Origin of the sequence: Photobacterium sp. DA100 (assembly GCF_029223585.1) — a bacterium.
Classification (GTDB): Bacteria; Pseudomonadota; Gammaproteobacteria; order Enterobacterales; family Vibrionaceae; genus Photobacterium.
This window is the reverse complement of record NZ_CP119423.1, coordinates 2977546-2996504: the sequence shown is the minus strand read 5'-3', so window position 1 is coordinate 2996504 and position 18959 is coordinate 2977546. Positions and strand designations below refer to the sequence as shown.

The following is an 18959-nucleotide window of genomic DNA, read 5'->3' as shown; positions in this document are numbered from 1 at the left end:
TGAGCTTGCTTGGGTATAGATCTTTTTAGCTTTTTTGCTTATCCCGCACATGGTTCCGCCGTCCTTTCACCGATCTTTTATGTGAATTAATACCCTCTGACCTTTTTCATCAATACGTGTTGCGGTAGTTTTGGCTCATTATTTTAAACGGTGTTTTTTATTATGGGTAAAAATTGGCTTCATCAGGGGATGCTAGTTGCCTGCGTACTTTCTTGCTCTGCTACAGTCTCGGCTGCTAACACGAAAGATTCCCAGTCATTTGTCGGGATAGGAATAACAGATGGGACGAAATATGAGTCGCCAATAGAGTTTGAGCCGGTTTTTCGTCTTGGGGCGATTTTCGATGACAAGCATCGAATCGCCGCGAATTACTCCCATGGTTTCTCGTCGGGGGTAACCAGTATCCATTTTGCTTATGATTATTTATATCCGTTTACCGATAGTGGGAACTGGCAAGTGTTTGGCGGTGGCAGCCTGGGGTACAAATTTGGCCTTCATGATAAAAATGACTGGACCTTTGGCGGGCAAACCGGCATTCGTTACCGGTTCAGCACCGAGACCAGTGTTGATTTTGGCTATCGGGTGTTCGATACGCGCGATGATTGGAAAGAGCATGAACTGGGGCAGTTAGGTAATTTATATATCAGTATAGATTTTACTATGTAAGCTATATGGGAAGCTTTGTCTCATTGAAGCATTTAGTCGTTTTTTCTTGAAATTTGTCCTGAGTCTCGCAATCTTTTTTTCTACTCTTTGTTTTTAGCTTGTGTCCCGAACACCTTGATTAGTGCTATTTCGAAAGCCATGGAATGGCTTTCTATCGTTGGCAAATCGCTCGGAAAACGAGGTTATGATGACAGAGAGAGTTGTTCATGCAGGATTTCAATAAGAGTAATCCAAAATTTATTCAGCTATACAAAGACACCGCAGAAGGTAAAACTGCAACCGCTGACAGCTACAAAGGGCTGCCGATCCATGCATTTAAAGGATTGCACGGTAGGGTTGGTGAGCTTATTGCGGATTATACAGCGGTAGCAAAATCAAATGTTCTCGATATTGCTGCAGGCTCAGGCGCGCTATCCTTGCGTTTGAAAGATATGGGAGCCAGTGTTACATCTGTTGATATCGTTGAAGAGAACTTTCGACCGGACAAGTCAGAAATTAACTTTCGTTGTATGGATCTGAATTCGTCATTTTCTGAGCAGTTCTATGAACGCTTTGATGTTATTACTGCGATTGAAATTATCGAGCACTTGGAAAATACACGGGTATTTATCCAGAATTGCCAAAGATTGCTGAAGCCGGGTGGGGTACTGTTTCTTTCAACACCAAATATATCTTCTAATCAAGCCATTTCGGAACTGATTTGCAAAGGAACATACCCATACTTCAACGAGGATTACTATAGTCATGGAGGCCATATAACTATGGTGCCTGACTGGTTATTTTCACTGACGTTGAATGACTTTGGCCTTGAAGTCATTTACAAAGAGAGTTATGGCACTCGGCCTGTCAACTTTTCTGAGTGGCCTAAGCTCTATCTTACATATCAATTAGTTAGGTTGCTGAGACTCAACCAGACTGCTTTAGATGGAGTGATCAATATCTATATTATCACTAGCCGTCAGTGATGGGCTGCCTGTCCGGCTGTTAGTAGGTCACTGCCAGGTAGCCTCAATTGCTGGCTTTGTTCCACATAGACCACCTCCCGGGGATGGCCTTTCCATACCGCATTATGCGTATCTCAATGTTTGTTCCCTGCACTTTGGGTGGCTAGGTATGGCTACTCGCAACGAGACGTTACAATTTTCCGAACATCTGATTTTATTATCTCATTACAATGTATATTTATCTGGTCAATAATATTGACTTATTAGTGCGTGCTGGGGGTATATGTCAAATTATTCCATATGGGCATGATTTTATATAGCGTTCGTAAATTTAACCACTGAAGAAGCTTGGTCGCTGTAACTAGTTAGCTATGCCTGATGCATCAGGTTAGAAATTGCAATGGCAGGCCGTTCCTCCTTCCTTTGGGATGAATTGTCTACCGTGGCCGTTGAGTTGAAACGCAGAGCAGAACAGTAGATTGCGTACTCATAGCATGCATACTTGGATAGAGCATGCTTTTTTTTGATTGGTGCTGCCTTGATTGGTTGGCACTTATGTTTGGTATTGTTTGCACGATGAAACTGAAACTTGGATTTAAAGCGCGGATACATCTGACAGTGATGTTGTTGATGGCTGTCTGTTTGACCACGCTCGGTATTGTTAATATTAATAGCCTGCAGCGAAATATGGTGGCATCACTCACCAGTGCGACTGAAGAAATACTGGCATCGCACGTCAGAGAGATCGAAACCTGGATGCAGACCCGCTTCGACCTGCTGGGTAACTCCCGCACTGAGTTCAACGCTGAGTTAACCCAGCAAGAAAATCTTAGCTTGGTTCGCGTGTTGGCAAAAAGCGCCGGTGTTGCTAACTTGGCCGTGGCCTATCAGGATGGCCGTACCTTTGCCGCTGAGGGGGGCGATAATGGTGTCTTTGATATCTCGGATATCTTTATTGGGCGTGACTGGTACATAAATGCGATGCGCAAGGGCGCGACAGTGATCAGTGATCCCTATCTAGATCTGGTCTCCGGCGAAATGGTGGTCAGTATCTCCACGCCTCTCGCCAACCAGGAAGGGGTGCTGACAGCGGATATTTCCCTGGCTGAGCTGACCGAGCATATCGGCCAGGTTCGTTTTGCCGGTGGTGCCGCGACCCTGTCTGACAGCAACAATGTGTTTATCGCCAGTGATGACCCGTCAGATATTGGCTACCGGCCGTCGCAGGTCACGCCGGCGTGGCGATTTATTGAAGACGCTTTCTCGAGCAAAAGGCAAGGGGTGCTGGATATTCATTACTTGGATACCGACTTCAAAGGCTATTTCAGACGGGTTGAGCTAGGTGATGGTTCTCACTGGACCATGATGGTGTTTATTGATGAATACACCGCACTGTCTGATGTTCGCGATGCTATTTTCAGTTCGGTGATCGCCATTGTGTTGCTGACTCTGGCCAGTGCCATTGCCGTGACGCTCTTGCTTAACCGTATTTACCAGCCGTTGGTGCGGCTGAAGCAGGCGGCCCAGAGCTTGAGCAGCGGGCAGGGAGATCTAACTCAGCGCCTCAGTGCTGAGGGGGAGGACGATCTGGCACAAATTGGTGCAGGGTTTAATCAGTTTATCGGCAACATCCAGCAGATGATGCTGCGGGTTAATCTTGCTTCGCAAGGTATTGCTGCCAGCATCGAGCAACTTGGTGTCTCGGCACAGCAAAGCAAGGATGGCCTGGGAGCGCACTCCCAGGAGACGGAGCAGGTTGTGACGGCGATGACCCAGATGAGCGAGGCCGCGAAATCTGTCTCCCAGAGCATCTCGCAGTCGACAGAAATTACCCAGTGTGCGAGCGCCGAAGCAACCCAGTCACAGAGGATCGTTAGTCATTCGGTCAGCACCGTCACATCGCTGATCGAGGAGTTTGATGTTATGGCGGCTGATATCGAGAACATGAATCAGGATGCTAACCAGATCAGCGCCGTTCTGTCTGTCATTGGCGAGATCGCCGAGCAGACAAACCTGCTGGCCTTGAATGCGGCAATAGAAGCCGCGCGGGCAGGGGAGCAAGGGCGCGGTTTTGCTGTTGTCGCCGATGAGGTGCGCGCGCTGGCAGGGCGTACTCAGCATAGCACCTCCGAGATAGGTGAAATGCTGACCAAGCTGTTAACTGGTACTCAAAATGTCGTTACCGCAATGGAGCGCACCCGCGAGCGCTGTAAAGAAGCGGCAGACACAAGCTCGGAGGTATCGGGAAGCCTCGAAACCCTGTTCGGGGCGGTGGGTAATATCGAACACCTCAGCGGCCAGATCTCTACGGCGGCAGAGGAGCAAAATGCCGTTGCACAAGAAGTTAACAACAATATGCTGGCGATCCGCGATATTGTCGATGTGCTGGTACAGGGTGGAGAGCAGACGCTGGCTGTCACCCAAGATTTGAAGAAAGCCAATACCGAACTCGCCTCGATGGTAGGGCATTTCAAGGTCTCGTAATTTTTCCTGAGGCAAGGGCTGTTGACCGTTGATGCCGGTTGAGATGGCATCGGTCAACAGATCCCTTTTCATCATATCCTCACCCAAGCAAACTCTAATACGTTATTAGGTATTACTATGTCAGACTCTTGTCTTTCACTTTTACACGATAGTGAAGCCAACCAGCTTAGCTCGCTATTTCAGCGTCATTATGATGCTGCATTTGCTGATTATTTCTCTCGGGATCCCGCCAAATGGCCGATTTTTTCCGATCCAGGACTAAACCGCATTCACCAGTTCCGTCAGCAGAAACTCAACCCGAATGAGCGGATTGCCGCGTATCCCGATGGGCTGGCGCTGCAACAGCAGCTGGCTGGCCATGCCTCGATTGCCCAGCAGCGTCAGGTACCCAATGGCATGCCCGATGATATGCTGACTTTTGCCGCAGCACTGTCGAAGGACTGGGAGAACCCGTCATCGGTGGAGAATGTGGTGACCATGCCGTGTGATCCGGCTATCTATGGCTCGATGATGGGGGCGATGGCCAATCCCAACCTGGCATACAGCGAGTATGCAGGTATGGCAGATCAGCTGGAAAAATATGTGATCCGCCAGATCGCCAACCAGGTTGGCTACGATCCGGAGCAGTCGACCGGTATTTTCACCCAGGGAGGAACCTTCTGTAATCTTTACGGTTATCTGTTGGGGCTGAGAAAATCTTTGCCGATGGCGCTGCAGCACGGTATGGGCCGGGTACCGGATTTCCGTATTATCAACTCGCAGGGTGGCCATTACTCTAATATGACCAACCTGTCGCTGCTGGGTGTCGATATCAAAGACAAAACCATCCGTATCAAAGTGACCGACAGCCACGATATGGATTACGAGGATCTGGAGCGTCAGCTGCGCGCATGCTTTGCGGTCAATTGTCGGGTACCGACTATTATGGTCACGATGGGCACCACAGATACCTTTGCTGTTGACCGTATCAAACCTGTATATGAGCTGCGTAACCGCTTGTGCGAAGAATATGAGGTTGAGGTGGCACCACATATTCATGTCGATGCCGCCGTTGGATGGTCGATGATCTTCTTCCTCGACTATGACTTTGCGCGTAACCCCCTGGATATCAACCCGGTGACTCTGGCGGGGATAGAGCGGACGATCTCTCGGGTGAAAGAGCTCAAGTATGCCGACTCGTTTACCGTGGATTTCCACAAGTGGGGGTATGTTCCTTACACTTCCAGTTTGGTGATGATCAAGAACAAGCAGGATATGAAGGCACTGGAGAATGAGCCGGAGAACTTCTCATATTTCGAGCATGATCTTCAGGGCCAGACCCACCTGCAATCGACCATCGAGTGTTCACGCGGTGCGGTAGGGGTATTCGGTGCCTATGCGGCGCTGAAGTACATGGGCATTGAAGGCTATCAAACGATCCTCGCTCACTGCCTGCAAAACGCCAACTACTTCCGCCACCAATTGCTTAAGCAGGGCAATGTCAAGCTGATGGCCCCGGAAAACCAAGGGCCGAGCGTGGGCTTTCGCATCTATAATCCGCAGTGGGTCGATGATGTGGTTGCTGAGTTTGCCAAAGAGCAGCAGTGCATGACCCACCCTGAGTATATGGAGTTGCTGCGCAGGAACAGCCAGTGGCACCGCAATGCCTTCAAGGGCAGGGGCAAAGTGGGGCTGTATACCAACTGGGTCGAGTTCATCTCGCGCTCTGCCTATAATACGGCCGGAAAATATTCCTATATCCCGGGCGAAAAAGCGGTGTTCATGAACCCGGCAACGGGCCGCAGCCAGATTGACCTCTTCATGCGCCATTACTGTTAAACCGCATCCGGGGTAACAGGGGCCAAACGATAAAGTCGGCTTGCGGAGCTGGCTTTATTGATTATTCAAAGGCAACAAAAAGGCCAGCCGGTGAGAACCGGCTGGCCTTTGTCGAAGATGGCGCTCCCTACAGGAGTCGAACCTGTGGCCTTCCCCTTAGGAGGGGGACGCTCTATCCAGCTGAGCTAAGGGAGCAGTTCCGTCATTATACAAAAAAATATCAATAAATTAAGTGATTAGTCCTAATCTTCAATCTGTTTGGTCAGCAAATCACCAGGCTGGATACTGTTGGCCAGCTCAGCTTGCTCGATACTGAGTTCGGCGGACTTCTCGTATACCCGATCGACAACCAGGGTGATCTCCGTTTGGACCATGCGGTTCCTTGGGATCCCGTTTTGATCGATAAAACCGGCACTGTGCCAGAGGGCAAGCCGATCGCCTTGCTTGACGCCATGCTTGCGGCCCTGATTGATATGGACCGTATTGCCATAGTGGCGGACAACCTCCGGAAGATTGGTGCGGCAGGCCAGCGTGCTTTCCAGATCGAGCATCATGTTTTGGCTGACACGCTGGATAGCCTGGCCGTAGGCGGATTGCCAGAAGCGCGCGCTGCCGGTATCGACCTGGCTAGTGCGGGAGAACGGCCAGTTGGCCACTTCGCGGTACTGGTTTTGCATTAGGACTTCGCCTGTTTTGCCGTCCAGCAGCTGTAGCTCGGCAGCAAATTGCCGGTTGATTTTGTCGCTGCGCAGCAGTTTTTGATCCAAGGTTGAGGTCAGGTCGGTGATTTGGCCATTGATGATGTACTGGGCGTCGTGATCTTCGGCCAGCATCACCATTTGACTCGGGTATCCTGGGTTTATTTGGACCCGGGTGGTGCCGGCCACCACGAAACTTTGCGAGCGGGTTTCCAGCTGGCGCTTCAATACCGAGGTAAAGCTATCCCCGAGCTGGTAGATCCCGCCGAGTGAGGCGTGTTGCGGCGAGCGGATGTCAAATTCACCGAGTAATAGTCCTTTTTTATATTGCACCTTGTGGCAAGTTCTTGCCGAGGGGAACACTTCGATCTGTGCTGTCAGGTAAAGGTTGCCGCTTTTCTTCTTCGTCTTGGTTATCGTGATTTGGCGCAGTTCACTGCCGCTGAACTGGTAATGTTCGCGGTTGTTTTTGAGATAGGGCTTCACGCGGTTGAATGAGGAAAGATCGGCCCCGGCATAGCGGATCACCTGTAATACGGCATCTTCCAGCGCGCTCTGGCGAGCTTGCTCTTCACTTTGCAGTATGACCGCAGAGCCGGTGACTTCATACCACGCGGCATTTGCCGGCATGGCAAGTATGAGCCAGAGGCTGTTAATGATGAGGAGGATCTTTTTAATCATGCCTTCCACTTTCGGTATAAAAATTGCTAAAAAACTATCAGTTGGATGCTTACGAGTTGAAGCGAGTGTGCCACTATCGGTAATGAGATTGAATGGCGGCGTTCATAGTATTCAAAGGTAATGCAAAGAGTATTCCCGATTTTTTATGTTTAGCAATAAAGTTTTTGTTTGAAGCTACGATAACAAGCTATGGGTCTGAAGTCTCTTTTCAATTGGAGCTGTAAATTATGAAAAAATGGGTAATTGTATTGATGGCAATGTTGGTAACATCGTGTGCCTATTCTCCCATTTATAACGGTAAAGAGCCTTATACCGGTAGTCGACATAGCTTGGATGAGATGCCGCGGCATACCATGGATTTCTTCATCGAGGGAATGGCTAACAAGCTGGTTGAGTCAAATCAGTATCTGACGGCCCGCACTCCATTGGCTGTGACTTCATTTGTTGACCTGCAAAATATGGATGAGACGAATTGGCTGGGCAATGCGGTGTCGGAGAGTTTGATTTACCAGATGCAGCAGCGTGGTTTTACTGTGGTTGACTACAAGATTACTGGCGGGATCAAGGTAACGCCGGATGGCGACTTTGCGCTCAGCCGTGATTGGCAGAAGCTTTCCGCCGAGCAACCGGTAGACTACGTATTGGCAGGAACCATGCTGCGCCAGTCAGCAGGCGTGTTGATCAATGCCCGTATAATTGGTATTCGCTCGCGGGTGGTGATAGCCTCGGCGCAAGGATTCCTGCCAGCAGAACGGATCGGCCGTGATCTCGATAGCCTCAATAGAATGCGTATGGATAATGGCTGGATCATCCGAGATGAGACCCTGTCCCACGATCGAAATACAGTAGTAATTAAGCCTTAGGAGTGAAAATGCGTTATTGGTGCCTGTTGGTGTTATCTTTCCTTGTCGGATGTCAGCCTTTGGTTGAGGTGCGTAACTCCGACATTTTGACCGCGGTTGGCTATGCCTCGATCAGCGAGCAGCCGGGGAGCAGTGAGGAAGAGAAGCGAATGCGTGCTATGCGGGCATCAAAGCTTGACGCCTACCGTGAATTGACCGAGCAGGTTTACGGTATCCGGATCTCCGCCCGTTCAGCGATGGATGACCAGCAGTTAAATTACGAGAGCAATGATAGCTCCGTCGATGGCAGTATCCGCGGCGCAGAAGTGATCCGTAGCTACCCGGTTGGCGACAATTATGTGACTGAGATGCAGCTGGATCTCAACAAGATGGAGCGTCTGCAGGGAAGTGTGGAAATTTATCCGGTTCCCCAGAGCCAGGAAGTGATGTTCTAAATGGAATTGGAATCAGCGTAGAAGCAAGGGACAGTCTTCTTACGCTTTAAGATCTGTACCCAGAGTACGAGTGTTCTGGGTCATGCCTTCGCTGGTATAGGTCATTTGGTGCTTGCCACGGCTCTGCTGCAGCAGGTTATTGAGTTTGTGGAAACTCAGCTGGGCACGCATCAGGGCCTCGCCGTTGACGTCATTGGTGGACTTGCAGTCGTCAGCCATCTCCCTCAATGAGGCCACTTTCGCGGCCAGATCGCCACCTTCGGCCAACCTAGATTGCTCAGGGTGCACCGCAAGCTGGTGGTCGACAAGCTTGATATTATCAATCAATGCTGACTTTTTCTGGGCGCACTCAAGAATGTGCTCCGACTGGCGTGCGACAATGGCTTGTTGCTCGTGCGCGAGCAATGCCGTGAGAGAGGTCAGGTTTGCCTGTTGCTGTTCAAGAAGTTGCTCTATAGACGTAGACATACTCTCTCACTCGTTTCCTAAAGGCCTTTTAGTTCGTCTTCTAGCTTGATCATGTTAGCCGCTAATTTGTCGGCATCAATGACGTAGGAGCCATTGGCTATCGCTTCTTTGATCGCGTTCACCTTTCCAGCGTCAAAGACTTCTTCTGTCGCAAGTTGCTGGTGGATCTGGCCCACAGATTGGCCTTGGCTGCTCAGGGATACGGAGTCAGACTCGGTACTGGTTGCTTTGGCTTCGGTGGACGGTTTGCTTTTGCCAGCTTCGTTATTGGAAATCTGGCCACCCGAGGTCATCGGCTGGTTTGTGCGTATGTTATTGATAGTAGGCATTAGAAACTCCTTGAACGTGCAGTTTGGCTCTATAGCTACTGTATTATCGGCAACGATAGCAAAACCTTTAAGGTATTGTACGTAAAATTTCGGTAATTTCGAACTAGTACCTAACCGTGACCTCGCCGACTGCACTGACCACACCGGTTATAACCTTTTTCGAGCGGTTGTTCTGCACTCGGATCTGCTCGCCCAGTGAGCCGTCCGATAGCGCCGTGCCCTCAGTGATAATCGAAAGCCCGTCATTGCCGGCCTTGATGAGTACCGCATCATTCCGGCATACCAGACAGATATCGCTGGCCAGGATGATCTCTCCTAGCCTGACAGGTCGTTTTACCTTCGAGCCGATCAGCTGCTCGGGATTGGCAAACGAGGCCCCGCGCTGGCGCCGCAGTTCGACCTGCTCGACAGCGATATCGGCACCGGTAATGACTGTCCCGCGGGGGAGGGGGGCCTTGGCGACAACCCGCTCGAGCACTTGTTGGACCCGAACCGGCACGTAGATTTGCCAGTTTAACGCTTCGCAGCGAACTAACACAGAAACGGTGCCGCTGAGCGAGCCCTGGTTGGGAATATCCGCCGTGAGGGGCTCAGGGCATTGCGGCAGGCGAAGTCGGTTGTCGAGACTCGGGGCAGAAATCGTAAAGGTGCCGTTTGCCTCGTTGGTCAATGCGGTGACATGATCCTGGGCGGCTTGGCTGATCGCTTCTGGCGCCATACTGACGGGGGCGGGGCTGGCAGGCGTTTGATCCGCTGCAGCGTGACTAATGCCGTTAAAGAAAAATACCACAAGGCCGATAAAACTAATTAGGTGAATGTTAAGCGAGTTGCTAAGCACGTAATTATCTCTTTAATGTCGCCAGTCACAATGGGATACTGTGCCTTAGCGCTGGTGTTTCAGTAGAGCAGCTTTAACTTGCTATGATATGTGATTTAACCACTTGTTTCTCTAGTAAACACGTATCAAATTATAAAAACAAACAACAAGGAGACGTCTTAATATGTCGGGGATATTAGATTCGGTGAATCAACGTACCCAGCTGGTTGGTCAAAACAGGCTAGAGTTGCTAACATTCAGGCTCAATCGACGTCAACGTTATGGGATCAACGTATTTAAAGTCAAGGAAGTCCTCCAGTGTCCGAAACTGACCACGATGCCTAACTTGCATCCGTTGGTGAAGGGGATTGCCCATATCCGAGGGCAGACGATTTCTGTCATTGATATGAGCCTGGCAACAGGTGGCCGCCCTATCGAAGATCTCGATAATTGTTTTGTCATTATTTCTGAATTCAACCGCTCGATTCAGGGATTCTTGGTCTCCTCCGTTGAACGTATTATCAACATGAACTGGGAGTCAATCCTTCCGCCGCCGAAAGGGGCAGGGAAGGCTAACTACCTGACGGCAGTTACCGAGATTGATAATGAGCTGGTTGAAATTCTGGATGTCGAGAAAATCCTCGACGAGATTTCTCCGGTCAACACCAATATCACCGGGACGGTGCTCGAAGAGCTGATTGAAGATCTACCTGCGGTACGTCGGGTCTTGGTCGCTGACGATTCCAGTGTCGCGCGCAAGCAGGTGCAGCGGGCAATAGAATCGATCGGCTGTGAATGCGTGTTGGTCAAAGACGGCAAAGAAGCCATTATCAAGCTGCGCGAAATGGCCCAGGAAGGGGATATCTATCAGCAACTGGCTTTGGTGATTTCTGATATCGAGATGCCGGAAATGGATGGTTACACCCTGACGGCAGAAATTCGCAACGATCCAAAGCTAAAAGACTTGCATGTGATCCTGCATACCTCCCTGAGCGGGGTGTTCAACCAAGCCATGGTTGAGCGTGTCGGCGCGAATGCCTTTATCCCTAAATTTAATCCTGACGAACTTGGTGCGGCAGTAAAAGCGGCAATGCCACAATAAGCATGCTCGAGTACAGAATAACCATACCAGAGTAGTAGATGACAGCTATAACGATAAACGATCAGGAATACCGTGAATTTTGCCGCTTCCTGGAAGCCCAGTGCGGCATTGTCCTGGGTGACAGCAAACAGTACTTGGTAAGAAGCCGGCTCAGCCCCTTAGTTAGCCAATTTTCTTTAGCGTCGCTATCTCAATTGTTGCAGGTAGTGATTGCCGGTCGCAATCGGGAATTGCGGGTCGCCGCGGTCGATGCCATGACAACCAACGAGACGTTGTGGTTCCGCGATACCTACCCTTACACCGTGTTGGCCGAGCGTATCTTGCCGGAGTTGGCGGCCAACAAGCGGCCGATCAAAATCTGGTCGTCGGCCAGCTCATCGGGTCAGGAGCCATATTCCATTGCCATGACCGTATTGGAAACCCAGAACCGCCGGCCGGGGATGTTGGCAAACCCGGTGCAAATCACGGCGACGGACATTTCGCAGACCATGCTGGAGACCTGCCGCACCGGTGCTTACGACAACCTGGCTCTCAGCCGGGGGCTGTCGATGGAACGCCGCCGGATGTTCTTCGAAGATAATGGCGACGGCCGCCTGAAAGTGAATGACAAGGTCAAGCGGATGGTTAACTTCCGGCCGCAAAACCTAAAAGACAGCTATGCCCTGCTGGGCAAGTTTGATGTTATCTTCTGTCGCAATGTGCTGATTTACTTCTCGCCCGAGATGAAGGCGAAGGTTCTCAACCAAATGGCGGCAAGCCTCAATCCGGGGGGCTACCTGCTGCTTGGGGCATCGGAGTCGCTGACTGGTTTGACCGATAGGTTCGAAATGATCCGCTGTAACCCGGGCATTATCTACAAGCTCAAGTAAGGGCGAACAACCCTTTAGCCTTAGGGCCTAGGAAGCGCATATCCTAGGCCCTAGATCCTAGCAGGTAAGCGAGGGACCCAGCTAACGCCCCCCTTGCCACCCCCCCTAATTTCTCCCCATTTACATTTTTGGCACAGCCTTTGCTTCTGTTTCGATAACGAATTTTGGAGGCAGGCATGTCCATTTCTTTTGATAAAGCATTAGGTGTTCACCAGCATACCGTTGGCGTCCGTGCCAAGCGGGCGGAAACACTGGCTAGCAACCTAGCCAATGCCAATACGCCGGGGTACAAGGCGAAAGATATCGACTTTCAGCGGGCTCTCAATGCGGCAACCTCGGGGGCAAAAGTTGGCCTCAGCCGCACCGATGGTCGGCATATTTCTGCCTCCACACAGGTCATGGGCGAGCAAAAGTACCGCGTGCCAACCCAGCCGGACACTGGCGACGGCAATACCGTTGATGCCCAACTCGAGCAGAACTTGTTTATGCAAAACTCGATTGAGTATCAGGCATCACTGGATTTTCTCGGGGCAAAATTCAAAAACCTGAGCAAGGCACTGAAAGGGGATTAATAAATGAGCTTGTTTAATATTTTCAACGTATCGGGATCGGCGATGAGTGCTGAGTCGGTGCGTCTCAATACCACTTCCAGTAACCTTGCCAATGCCAACAGCGTCAGTAGCTCGGCAGAGGAGACCTACAAGGCCCGGCATCCGGTGTTTGCCGCCGAGCTGCAGAATGCCAGTTACCGGCGCAGTGAGAGTGTCCCGGTGCAGGTCAGGGCAATTGTCGAGAGCGAAAAACCATTGAGTGCGGAGTACAACCCTGATCACCCGATGGCCAACGCAGAAGGATATATCTACAAGCCGAATGTCAATGTGATGGAAGAGATGGCCAACATGATTTCGGCATCGCGTTCATACCAGAACAATGTGCAGGTGGCAGATGCAAGCAAGCAGATGCTGATGAAAACATTGCAGATGGGCAAGTAAAGGTAGGGAGTAACGGCAATGAGCAGTATCAACGGTGCGGGTTCTAACAACCTCTCTTACCTCGACCAGCTAAAGTCGATGCAGGAAAAGAAGGTTCTGGAAGAGCAGAAAACAACAGGCCAGAACCAGCTAAAGCAAGAAGATTTCCTTTCCCTGCTGACCAAGCAGTTATCGCAGCAGGATCCGTTCGAACCGGTCGGCAACGACAAAATGATTGCCCAGATGGCTTCGTTTGCCACGGTCGATGGCATCAACCAGATGAACGAGCAGTTTGGCTTGCTCAACACCGCGATGACATCTAACCAGGCGCTGCAGGCCTCGACATTGGTGGGGCAGGATGTACTGGTGCCAAGTTCGACCGGTATGAAACTCGCCGAGGGCGGACTAAGTGGTCGTGTCCGTCTGACTAACTCGCTCGATCAGGCCATGATGCGGGTCGAAACGCCGCAGGGCGAACTGGTTCGTACCATCAACCTGGGCGCGAAAGGGGCCGGTGATCACGATATCGAGTGGGACGGCAAGAACGAGCAGGGCAAGATGATGCCGGAGGGGCAATACACTATCCGGGTATCGGGCCTTGTCGGCGGCGAAACACAGAACTACGACGTTTTCACCCATGCCAACGTCAACAGCGTGGTGATGGGGCAGGCAGACGGCCAGGTATTGCTGAATCTGGCAGGTCTCGACAAACAATTCAATTTGGCTGATGTACTTCAGGTCGGAAAAGCACAAGCGAAAGGATAATCAACTATGAGCATGAATATTGCCTTGAGTGGCCTGGGTGCGGCCCAAAAAGATCTCAACACTACCAGTAACAACATTGCGAATGCCAATACCTACGGCTTCAAAGAGTCGCGCGCCGAGTTTGCTGATGTGTATTCGAACTCCATCTTCTCGAACTCGAAGACCACTACCGGTGGTGGTGTGCAAACGGCAACGGTGGCCCAGCAATTCCACGAAGGCTCGAGCATTTACACCAATAACCCGCTGGATTTGCGTGTCTCGGGGACCGGTTTCTTTGCGGTCGCACCGAACAAGGCCGAGCCGGCGAACAACAACCTGACCCGTAACGGTGCTTTCCACCTCAACAATAACAACGAGATTGTAAACTCCGACAATAATTACCTGCTTGGCTATGAAGTGAACCAAGATACCAATACGGTCGCTTCCTACGAGCCAAAGCCGATGTCGATTGACGATACGTTCGGCCAGCCGAACATGTCGAAGAACATTAATATCGCGATGAACCTGCCGAGCGGCGAAGAGACGCCGAAGATCACACCGTTCGATTTCAATGACCCGGATTCCTATAACAAATCGACCTCTTCGACGATTTACGACTCTTTGGGGAATCCGCTGAAGATGTCTGCGTACTACGTTAAGCAAGATGACAGTCAGCCTGGTGCTCCAGAGAATACGTGGCAAGTCTATTACACCGTGAGTGACAGCGGCGGTGAAAAAGCCCTCGATGTTGCGCAGGGTGTTGATAACGGTAGCGGCCATTTAGGCCATACTCTGCAGTTTGATGCGGGAGGCCAACTGGTGACCAATCCACCATCTTTCCAGACCGTGGACTTCCAAACGGCGGGTATTCAGCTTGGCGGTGCTGATGGTTCCCAGAACCTGATTTTTAACTATGACGAGCCGACCCAGTATGCGTCACCGTTTGAAATTCGCAAGCTGGAAGATGAAGACGGCGCAACCACAGGCTACCTGTCCAATGTTGATATCGATTCCGATGGCAACATTCTGGCCTCGTACTCTAACGGCAAGGACAAGGTGATTGGCCGTGTGGCCATGGCCCGTGTTGCTAATGAGCAAGGCCTCGCCCAGCTTGGTGGTACCTTGTGGAATGTGACCCAAGATTCGGGCGCGGCCGTGTGGGGCGATGCGTCACAAGGTTCATTTGGCTCGATCAAGAACGGTACCCTGGAGCAGTCGAACATCGATATGACCCAGGAGCTGGTCGACTTGATCACCGCGCAGCGTAACTTCCAGGCCAGCTCGCGTGCCTTGGATGTGAATAACCAGCTGCAGCAGAACATCTTGCAAATCCGCTAATTGTTCTGTGCAAGACGACAAGCCCATAACCGCGGTTGTTATGGGCTTGCGTCGGTTTTTTGACATAGGATATCTTTCCTTATATGTATTTGTTTGTTTCTTGACCATGAACGTCAGTTAAGCGGCAACACTTTTCCTCTCTACGCTCTATAATCTCTCCTTTTTGCTTTGAGTCTTTTAAAATCAGTTACCTAGCTGTGTTTTATATGGTGGTATGCTTTTTGCATTCAGAATGCTATCGATATAGGGGACGGACAGATGGATCGCGCATTATTTCTTGCCATGAGTGGCGCCAAACAAGATATGTACGGCATGCAGGTTGCGGCCAACAACTTGGCAAACGTCAATACCACGGGTTTTCGCGCTGATCTGCAGCAGGCGAGAAGTATGCAGGCCTATGGCGAAGGGTTGCCGACCCGGGTCTTTGCCATGACCGAGCGTCCGGGCAACAACTTCGAGCAGGGCTCGGTCAAAATGACCGGTCGTGCCATGGATGTCGCTGTCGAAGGTAACGGTTGGCTGGCAGTTCAAGATGCATCTGGCCAAGAAGCCTACACCCGCGCCGGTCACTTGAAGATCGATGAAATGGGCATGCTGCAAAACAGCAATGGTCAGCTTATTTTGGGCGATGCCGATGCCCCGATCTTCGTACCGCTCCCAATCAACAAAATTGAAATTCAGAAAGATGGCTCAGTCAGCATCTTGCCGCAGGGGGCGCCGCCGGAAGCCATGGTGGTCATTAACCGGATCAAACTGGTTAACCCTAACAACAACGATTTATACAAGGATGTCGATGGCCTGTTCAAGCCAACGACCCCCAATCCTCAGGGGCTTGAAGCCGACGCGGGGGTAACCTTGCTCAGCGGCGCTCTGGAAGGCAGCAACGTCAATGCTGTTGGTGAGATGGTCAGCATGATTGACCTTCAGCGCCACTTTGAAATGCAAGTCAAATTGATGAAAACCGCAGAAGACATGGATAAAGCGTCTTCATCATTAATGCGAATCGGATAATAGCGAGGAGTTAACGAATGCATCCAGCTCTTTGGGTTAGTAAGACTGGCCTTGATGCCCAGCAAACCAATATCTCAACGGTTTCCAATAACCTAGCTAACGCCTCGACGGTGGGTTTCAAGAAAAGCCGCCCGGTATTTGAAGACTTGTTCTATCAGAACATCAACCAGCCCGGTGGCCAGGCAACCCAGGATACCACCTTGCCGTCAGGCCTGATGCTTGGTGCCGGCGCCAAAGTGGTTGCCACCCAGAAAGTCTTTACCCAGGGCAATACCCAAACCACGAACAATGCCCTCGACATGATGGTCGAGGGGGACGGTTTCTTCCAGGTCATGCTGCCTGACGGCAACATCGGCTATACCCGAAACGGCCAGTTTACGGTCAGTAACCAAGGCCAGATTGTGACGTCGGGGGCGGGGTATGTGCTGGAGCCTGAAATTGTGGTACCTGATAACGCCGTGGCCATTACTGTTGGTACCGACGGCGAGGTGTCCGCCCGTATTCGCGATCAGCAGGAAAACCAGGTACTGGGCCAGATCAACCTGACTAACTTCATCAATCCAGGCGGCTTGGAGCCGATTGGCCAGAACCTTTACCTGCCAACAGGCGCAAGCGGTGATCCGCAGGAAGGGATCCCAGGCCTTGACGGCTTTGGTAGCGTCCGCCAGTCGATGCTGGAAACGTCCAACGTCAATGTGACCGAAGAGTTGGTCAACATGATTGAGGCGCAGCGGGTTTACGAGATGAACTCCAAAGTGATCTCGACCGTGGATCAGATGCTGAGCTACGTTAACCAGCAGCTATAACAGGGAGTAGGGTATGGGTAAGTATTGGCCGGTACTGAGGGTGACACTGTTGGTGGCGATAATCTCGGGTTGTGCGCAGGATTTTGATACCGGCTCTGATCTCGATAGCGCGGTCAGTGATGTCGATGCGGTTGAAGGCTCGACCGAGCAAAGTGATGGCATCATCGGTCTGGTCCGGACGCGGGAAGATGCGGTGCAGGGCGATCCGAACTGGTCTTCGGTCCGTCCGCCGGAAAAGCCGGAACATTACGCAACCTCAACCGGTTCACTGTTTAGCAGTACCAGCTCTATGGGGCTATACAACGATTCCCGCCCGACCGGCCTTGGCGATATTGTCACCGTGCTGCTGGAAGAAAATACCCAGGCCAGGAAGAGTGCCAGCTCGGACTTGGGCAAGTCGACCGATATGAACATGCAGCCGATCATGCTGGGTGGTCGTCCGGTCAATATTGGCAGCTATGATCTGTCTTATGCCATGACCAACGACAACAAATTCTCCGGTAGCCTGTCGTCGGATCAAAGCAACAGCTTCTCCGGCTCCATCTCGGTGGAAGTGATCGAAGTGCTGCCTAACGGCAATTTGCTGGTACGCGGCGAGAAGTGGCTGACTCTCAACAGCGGCGATGAATACATCCGGGTGAGCGGTACGATCCGCCCTGATGATATCGACTCAGAGAACTCGATCCCGTCGACGCGGATTTCCAATGCGCGCATCCAATATTCGGCGACCGGCGATCGTCAGGACACCCAAACCCCGAGTTGGTTTGCCCGATTCTTCAATGCGGCGATGTAATGCATGAAAAAGTTAACCCAATCACTGTTATTTGGTTTGTTGGTACTCTCCGTATTGCCTGCCGTCTCACCGCAGGCGTACGCGGCAAGGATCAAAGATGTTGCTGCCGTGGCGGGGGTCAGGGATAACCAGTTGGTCGGCTACGGCCTGGTGGTTGGCCTGCCGGGAACCGGCGAGTCGTCATCGGCGTACTATACCGAGCAAAGCTTTCGCGCCATGCTGAATAATTTTGGCATTAACATTCCGGAAGGCGAGCGCTTTCGGACCCGAAATGTGGCTGCGGTAGCGGTGCATGCGACCTTGCCGCCTTTCTCCAAGCAGGGCCAGCAGATTGATGTGACCGTTTCTTCGGTAGGCTCGGCAAAGAGCCTGCGTGGCGGTACCCTGCTGCAAACCTTCCTCAAAGGCTTGGACGGCAATATTTATGCGGTTGCGCAGGGCAGTTTGGTGGTTGGGGGCTTCACCGCCGATGGTGCGGATGGTTCGCAGATTGTCAGCAACACCCCGACTGTCGGCACGATCCCTTCCGGGGCGATTGTCGAGCAGGAAGTCCCCAACCCGTTCGGCCGCGGTGATTTCCTGACCTTCAACCTGTTCGAGCCGGATTTCTCAACGGCGCAGAATATGGTGGATGCGATTAACAACTTTCTGGGCCCCGATGTGGCCTCGGCAATGGATGCTACATCGGTTCGCGTGCGCGCCCCGCGTGATGTCAGCCAGCGGGTGGCTTTTCTTTCCACCATTGAGAATGTTGAATTCGAAACGGCAGATTCGGGGGCGAGGATCATTGTCAACTCGCGTACCGGCACCATTGTTATTGGCCAGCATGTTCGTTTGAAGCCTGCCGCCATTACCCATGGCGGTATGACGGTGTCCATCAAGGAAAACCTGTCGGCCAGCCAGCCGAACGCGTTCTCCGGAGGGCAAACGGTGGTGGTGCCCAATAGTGAGATCACGGTGACCGAAGAAGATTCGCGGATGTTTTTGTTCGAACCGGGCGTGACACTCGATGATCTGGTTCGGGCTGTGAATCAGGTTGGCGCGGCACCGTCAGATCTGATGGCGATTCTGCAGGCATTGAAACAAGCTGGTGCGATTGAAGGCCAGCTGATCATTATCTAAC

Annotated in this window: 20 protein-coding genes and 1 tRNA gene; 16 read left to right on the top strand and 5 right to left on the bottom strand. The window is 51.6% G+C overall.

Features of this window, described 5'->3' with window-relative positions:
* Positions 1-162 precede the first annotated feature (162 nt).
* The 4 genes from PTW35_RS13660 (at position 163) to PTW35_RS13645 (ending at position 5912) form a co-directional block, all read left to right on the top strand.
* Complete coding sequence (locus tag PTW35_RS13660) at positions 163-666, top strand: hypothetical protein (RefSeq protein WP_281025465.1); 504 nt, start codon at positions 163-165, stop codon at positions 664-666.
* 206 nt (positions 667-872) lie between these two features.
* Positions 873-1631 (top strand): methyltransferase domain-containing protein, encoded by a 759-nt coding sequence (locus PTW35_RS13655; RefSeq protein WP_281025463.1) that lies wholly within the window; start codon positions 873-875, stop codon positions 1629-1631.
* 555 nt (positions 1632-2186) lie between these two features.
* Positions 2187-4094 carry a methyl-accepting chemotaxis protein gene (locus PTW35_RS13650; protein ID WP_281025462.1) on the top strand — a complete coding sequence of 636 codons (1908 nt, stop codon included), beginning with the start codon at positions 2187-2189 and terminating at the stop codon, positions 4092-4094.
* 117 nt (positions 4095-4211) lie between these two features.
* Complete coding sequence (locus tag PTW35_RS13645) at positions 4212-5912, top strand: pyridoxal-dependent decarboxylase (RefSeq protein ID WP_281025461.1); 1701 nt, start codon at positions 4212-4214, stop codon at positions 5910-5912.
* Between the two features lie 118 nt (positions 5913-6030).
* Here PTW35_RS13645 and PTW35_RS13640 read toward each other — a convergent pair.
* Together PTW35_RS13640 and PTW35_RS13635 are read right to left on the bottom strand one after the other, a co-directional pair.
* Positions 6031-6107, bottom strand: a tRNA-Arg gene (locus PTW35_RS13640).
* 47 nt (positions 6108-6154) lie between these two features.
* A complete protein-coding gene (locus PTW35_RS13635) occupies positions 6155-7291 on the bottom strand; it encodes a flagellar assembly protein FlgT (RefSeq protein ID WP_281025459.1) in 1137 nt (378 codons plus the stop codon).
* 227 nt (positions 7292-7518) lie between these two features.
* Here PTW35_RS13635 and PTW35_RS13630 point away from each other — a divergent pair, with 227 nt between their 5' ends.
* Positions 7519-8154 (top strand): FlgO family outer membrane protein, encoded by a 636-nt coding sequence (locus PTW35_RS13630; RefSeq protein WP_281025458.1) that lies wholly within the window; start codon positions 7519-7521, stop codon positions 8152-8154.
* Positions 8155-8162: 8 nt separating this feature from the next.
* The gene (locus tag PTW35_RS13625) at positions 8163-8588 is read left to right on the top strand and encodes an LPP20 family lipoprotein (protein ID WP_281025457.1); all 426 of its coding nucleotides are present in this window, start codon (positions 8163-8165) and stop codon (positions 8586-8588) included.
* A 39-nt stretch (positions 8589-8627) separates the two neighbouring features.
* On the opposite strand, the gene flgN is transcribed toward PTW35_RS13625, so the two are convergent.
* The 3 genes from flgN to flgA all read right to left on the bottom strand — a co-directional run bounded on the left by flgN (position 8628) and on the right by flgA (position 10223).
* Positions 8628-9056 (bottom strand): flagellar export chaperone FlgN, encoded by a 429-nt coding sequence (gene flgN, locus PTW35_RS13620; protein WP_281025456.1) that lies wholly within the window; start codon positions 9054-9056, stop codon positions 8628-8630.
* 17 nt (positions 9057-9073) lie between these two features.
* Complete coding sequence (gene flgM / locus PTW35_RS13615) at positions 9074-9385, bottom strand: flagellar biosynthesis anti-sigma factor FlgM (protein ID WP_281025455.1); 312 nt, start codon at positions 9383-9385, stop codon at positions 9074-9076.
* A gap of 103 nt (positions 9386-9488) precedes the next feature.
* Positions 9489-10223, bottom strand: coding sequence for a flagellar basal body P-ring formation chaperone FlgA (gene flgA, locus PTW35_RS13610; RefSeq protein ID WP_281025454.1), 735 nt, complete (start codon positions 10221-10223; stop codon positions 9489-9491).
* A 163-nt stretch (positions 10224-10386) separates the two neighbouring features.
* Here flgA and PTW35_RS13605 point away from each other — a divergent pair, with 163 nt between their 5' ends.
* The 10 genes from PTW35_RS13605 (at position 10387) to PTW35_RS13560 (ending at position 18958) form a co-directional block, all read left to right on the top strand.
* Positions 10387-11304, top strand: a complete 918-nt coding sequence (locus PTW35_RS13605) for a chemotaxis protein CheV (RefSeq protein WP_281025453.1) — start codon at positions 10387-10389, stop codon at positions 11302-11304.
* A 38-nt stretch (positions 11305-11342) separates the two neighbouring features.
* Entirely contained in the window at positions 11343-12173 is an 831-nt protein-coding gene (locus PTW35_RS13600; RefSeq protein ID WP_281025452.1) for a protein-glutamate O-methyltransferase, read from the top strand.
* Between the two features lie 176 nt (positions 12174-12349).
* Positions 12350-12745 (top strand): flagellar basal body rod protein FlgB, encoded by a 396-nt coding sequence (gene flgB / locus PTW35_RS13595; protein WP_039460683.1) that lies wholly within the window; start codon positions 12350-12352, stop codon positions 12743-12745.
* A gap of 3 nt (positions 12746-12748) precedes the next feature.
* Complete coding sequence (flgC, locus tag PTW35_RS13590; protein ID WP_281025451.1) at positions 12749-13165, top strand: flagellar basal body rod protein FlgC; 417 nt, start codon at positions 12749-12751, stop codon at positions 13163-13165.
* Between the two features lie 18 nt (positions 13166-13183).
* Complete coding sequence (locus PTW35_RS13585; RefSeq protein ID WP_281025450.1) at positions 13184-13909, top strand: flagellar hook assembly protein FlgD; 726 nt, start codon at positions 13184-13186, stop codon at positions 13907-13909.
* 6 nt (positions 13910-13915) lie between these two features.
* A complete protein-coding gene (flgE, locus tag PTW35_RS13580) occupies positions 13916-15226 on the top strand; it encodes a flagellar hook protein FlgE (RefSeq protein WP_281025449.1) in 1311 nt (436 codons plus the stop codon).
* 258 nt (positions 15227-15484) lie between these two features.
* Entirely contained in the window at positions 15485-16237 is a 753-nt protein-coding gene (gene flgF / locus PTW35_RS13575) for a flagellar basal-body rod protein FlgF (RefSeq protein ID WP_281025448.1), read from the top strand.
* 17 nt (positions 16238-16254) lie between these two features.
* A complete protein-coding gene (gene flgG, locus PTW35_RS13570) occupies positions 16255-17043 on the top strand; it encodes a flagellar basal-body rod protein FlgG (RefSeq protein WP_281025447.1) in 789 nt (262 codons plus the stop codon).
* 13 nt (positions 17044-17056) lie between these two features.
* The gene (locus PTW35_RS13565; RefSeq protein ID WP_281025446.1) at positions 17057-17836 is read left to right on the top strand and encodes a flagellar basal body L-ring protein FlgH; all 780 of its coding nucleotides are present in this window, start codon (positions 17057-17059) and stop codon (positions 17834-17836) included.
* Between the two features lie 3 nt (positions 17837-17839).
* The gene (locus PTW35_RS13560; protein ID WP_281025445.1) at positions 17840-18958 is read left to right on the top strand and encodes a flagellar basal body P-ring protein FlgI; all 1119 of its coding nucleotides are present in this window, start codon (positions 17840-17842) and stop codon (positions 18956-18958) included.
* Position 18959 lies beyond the last annotated feature (1 nt).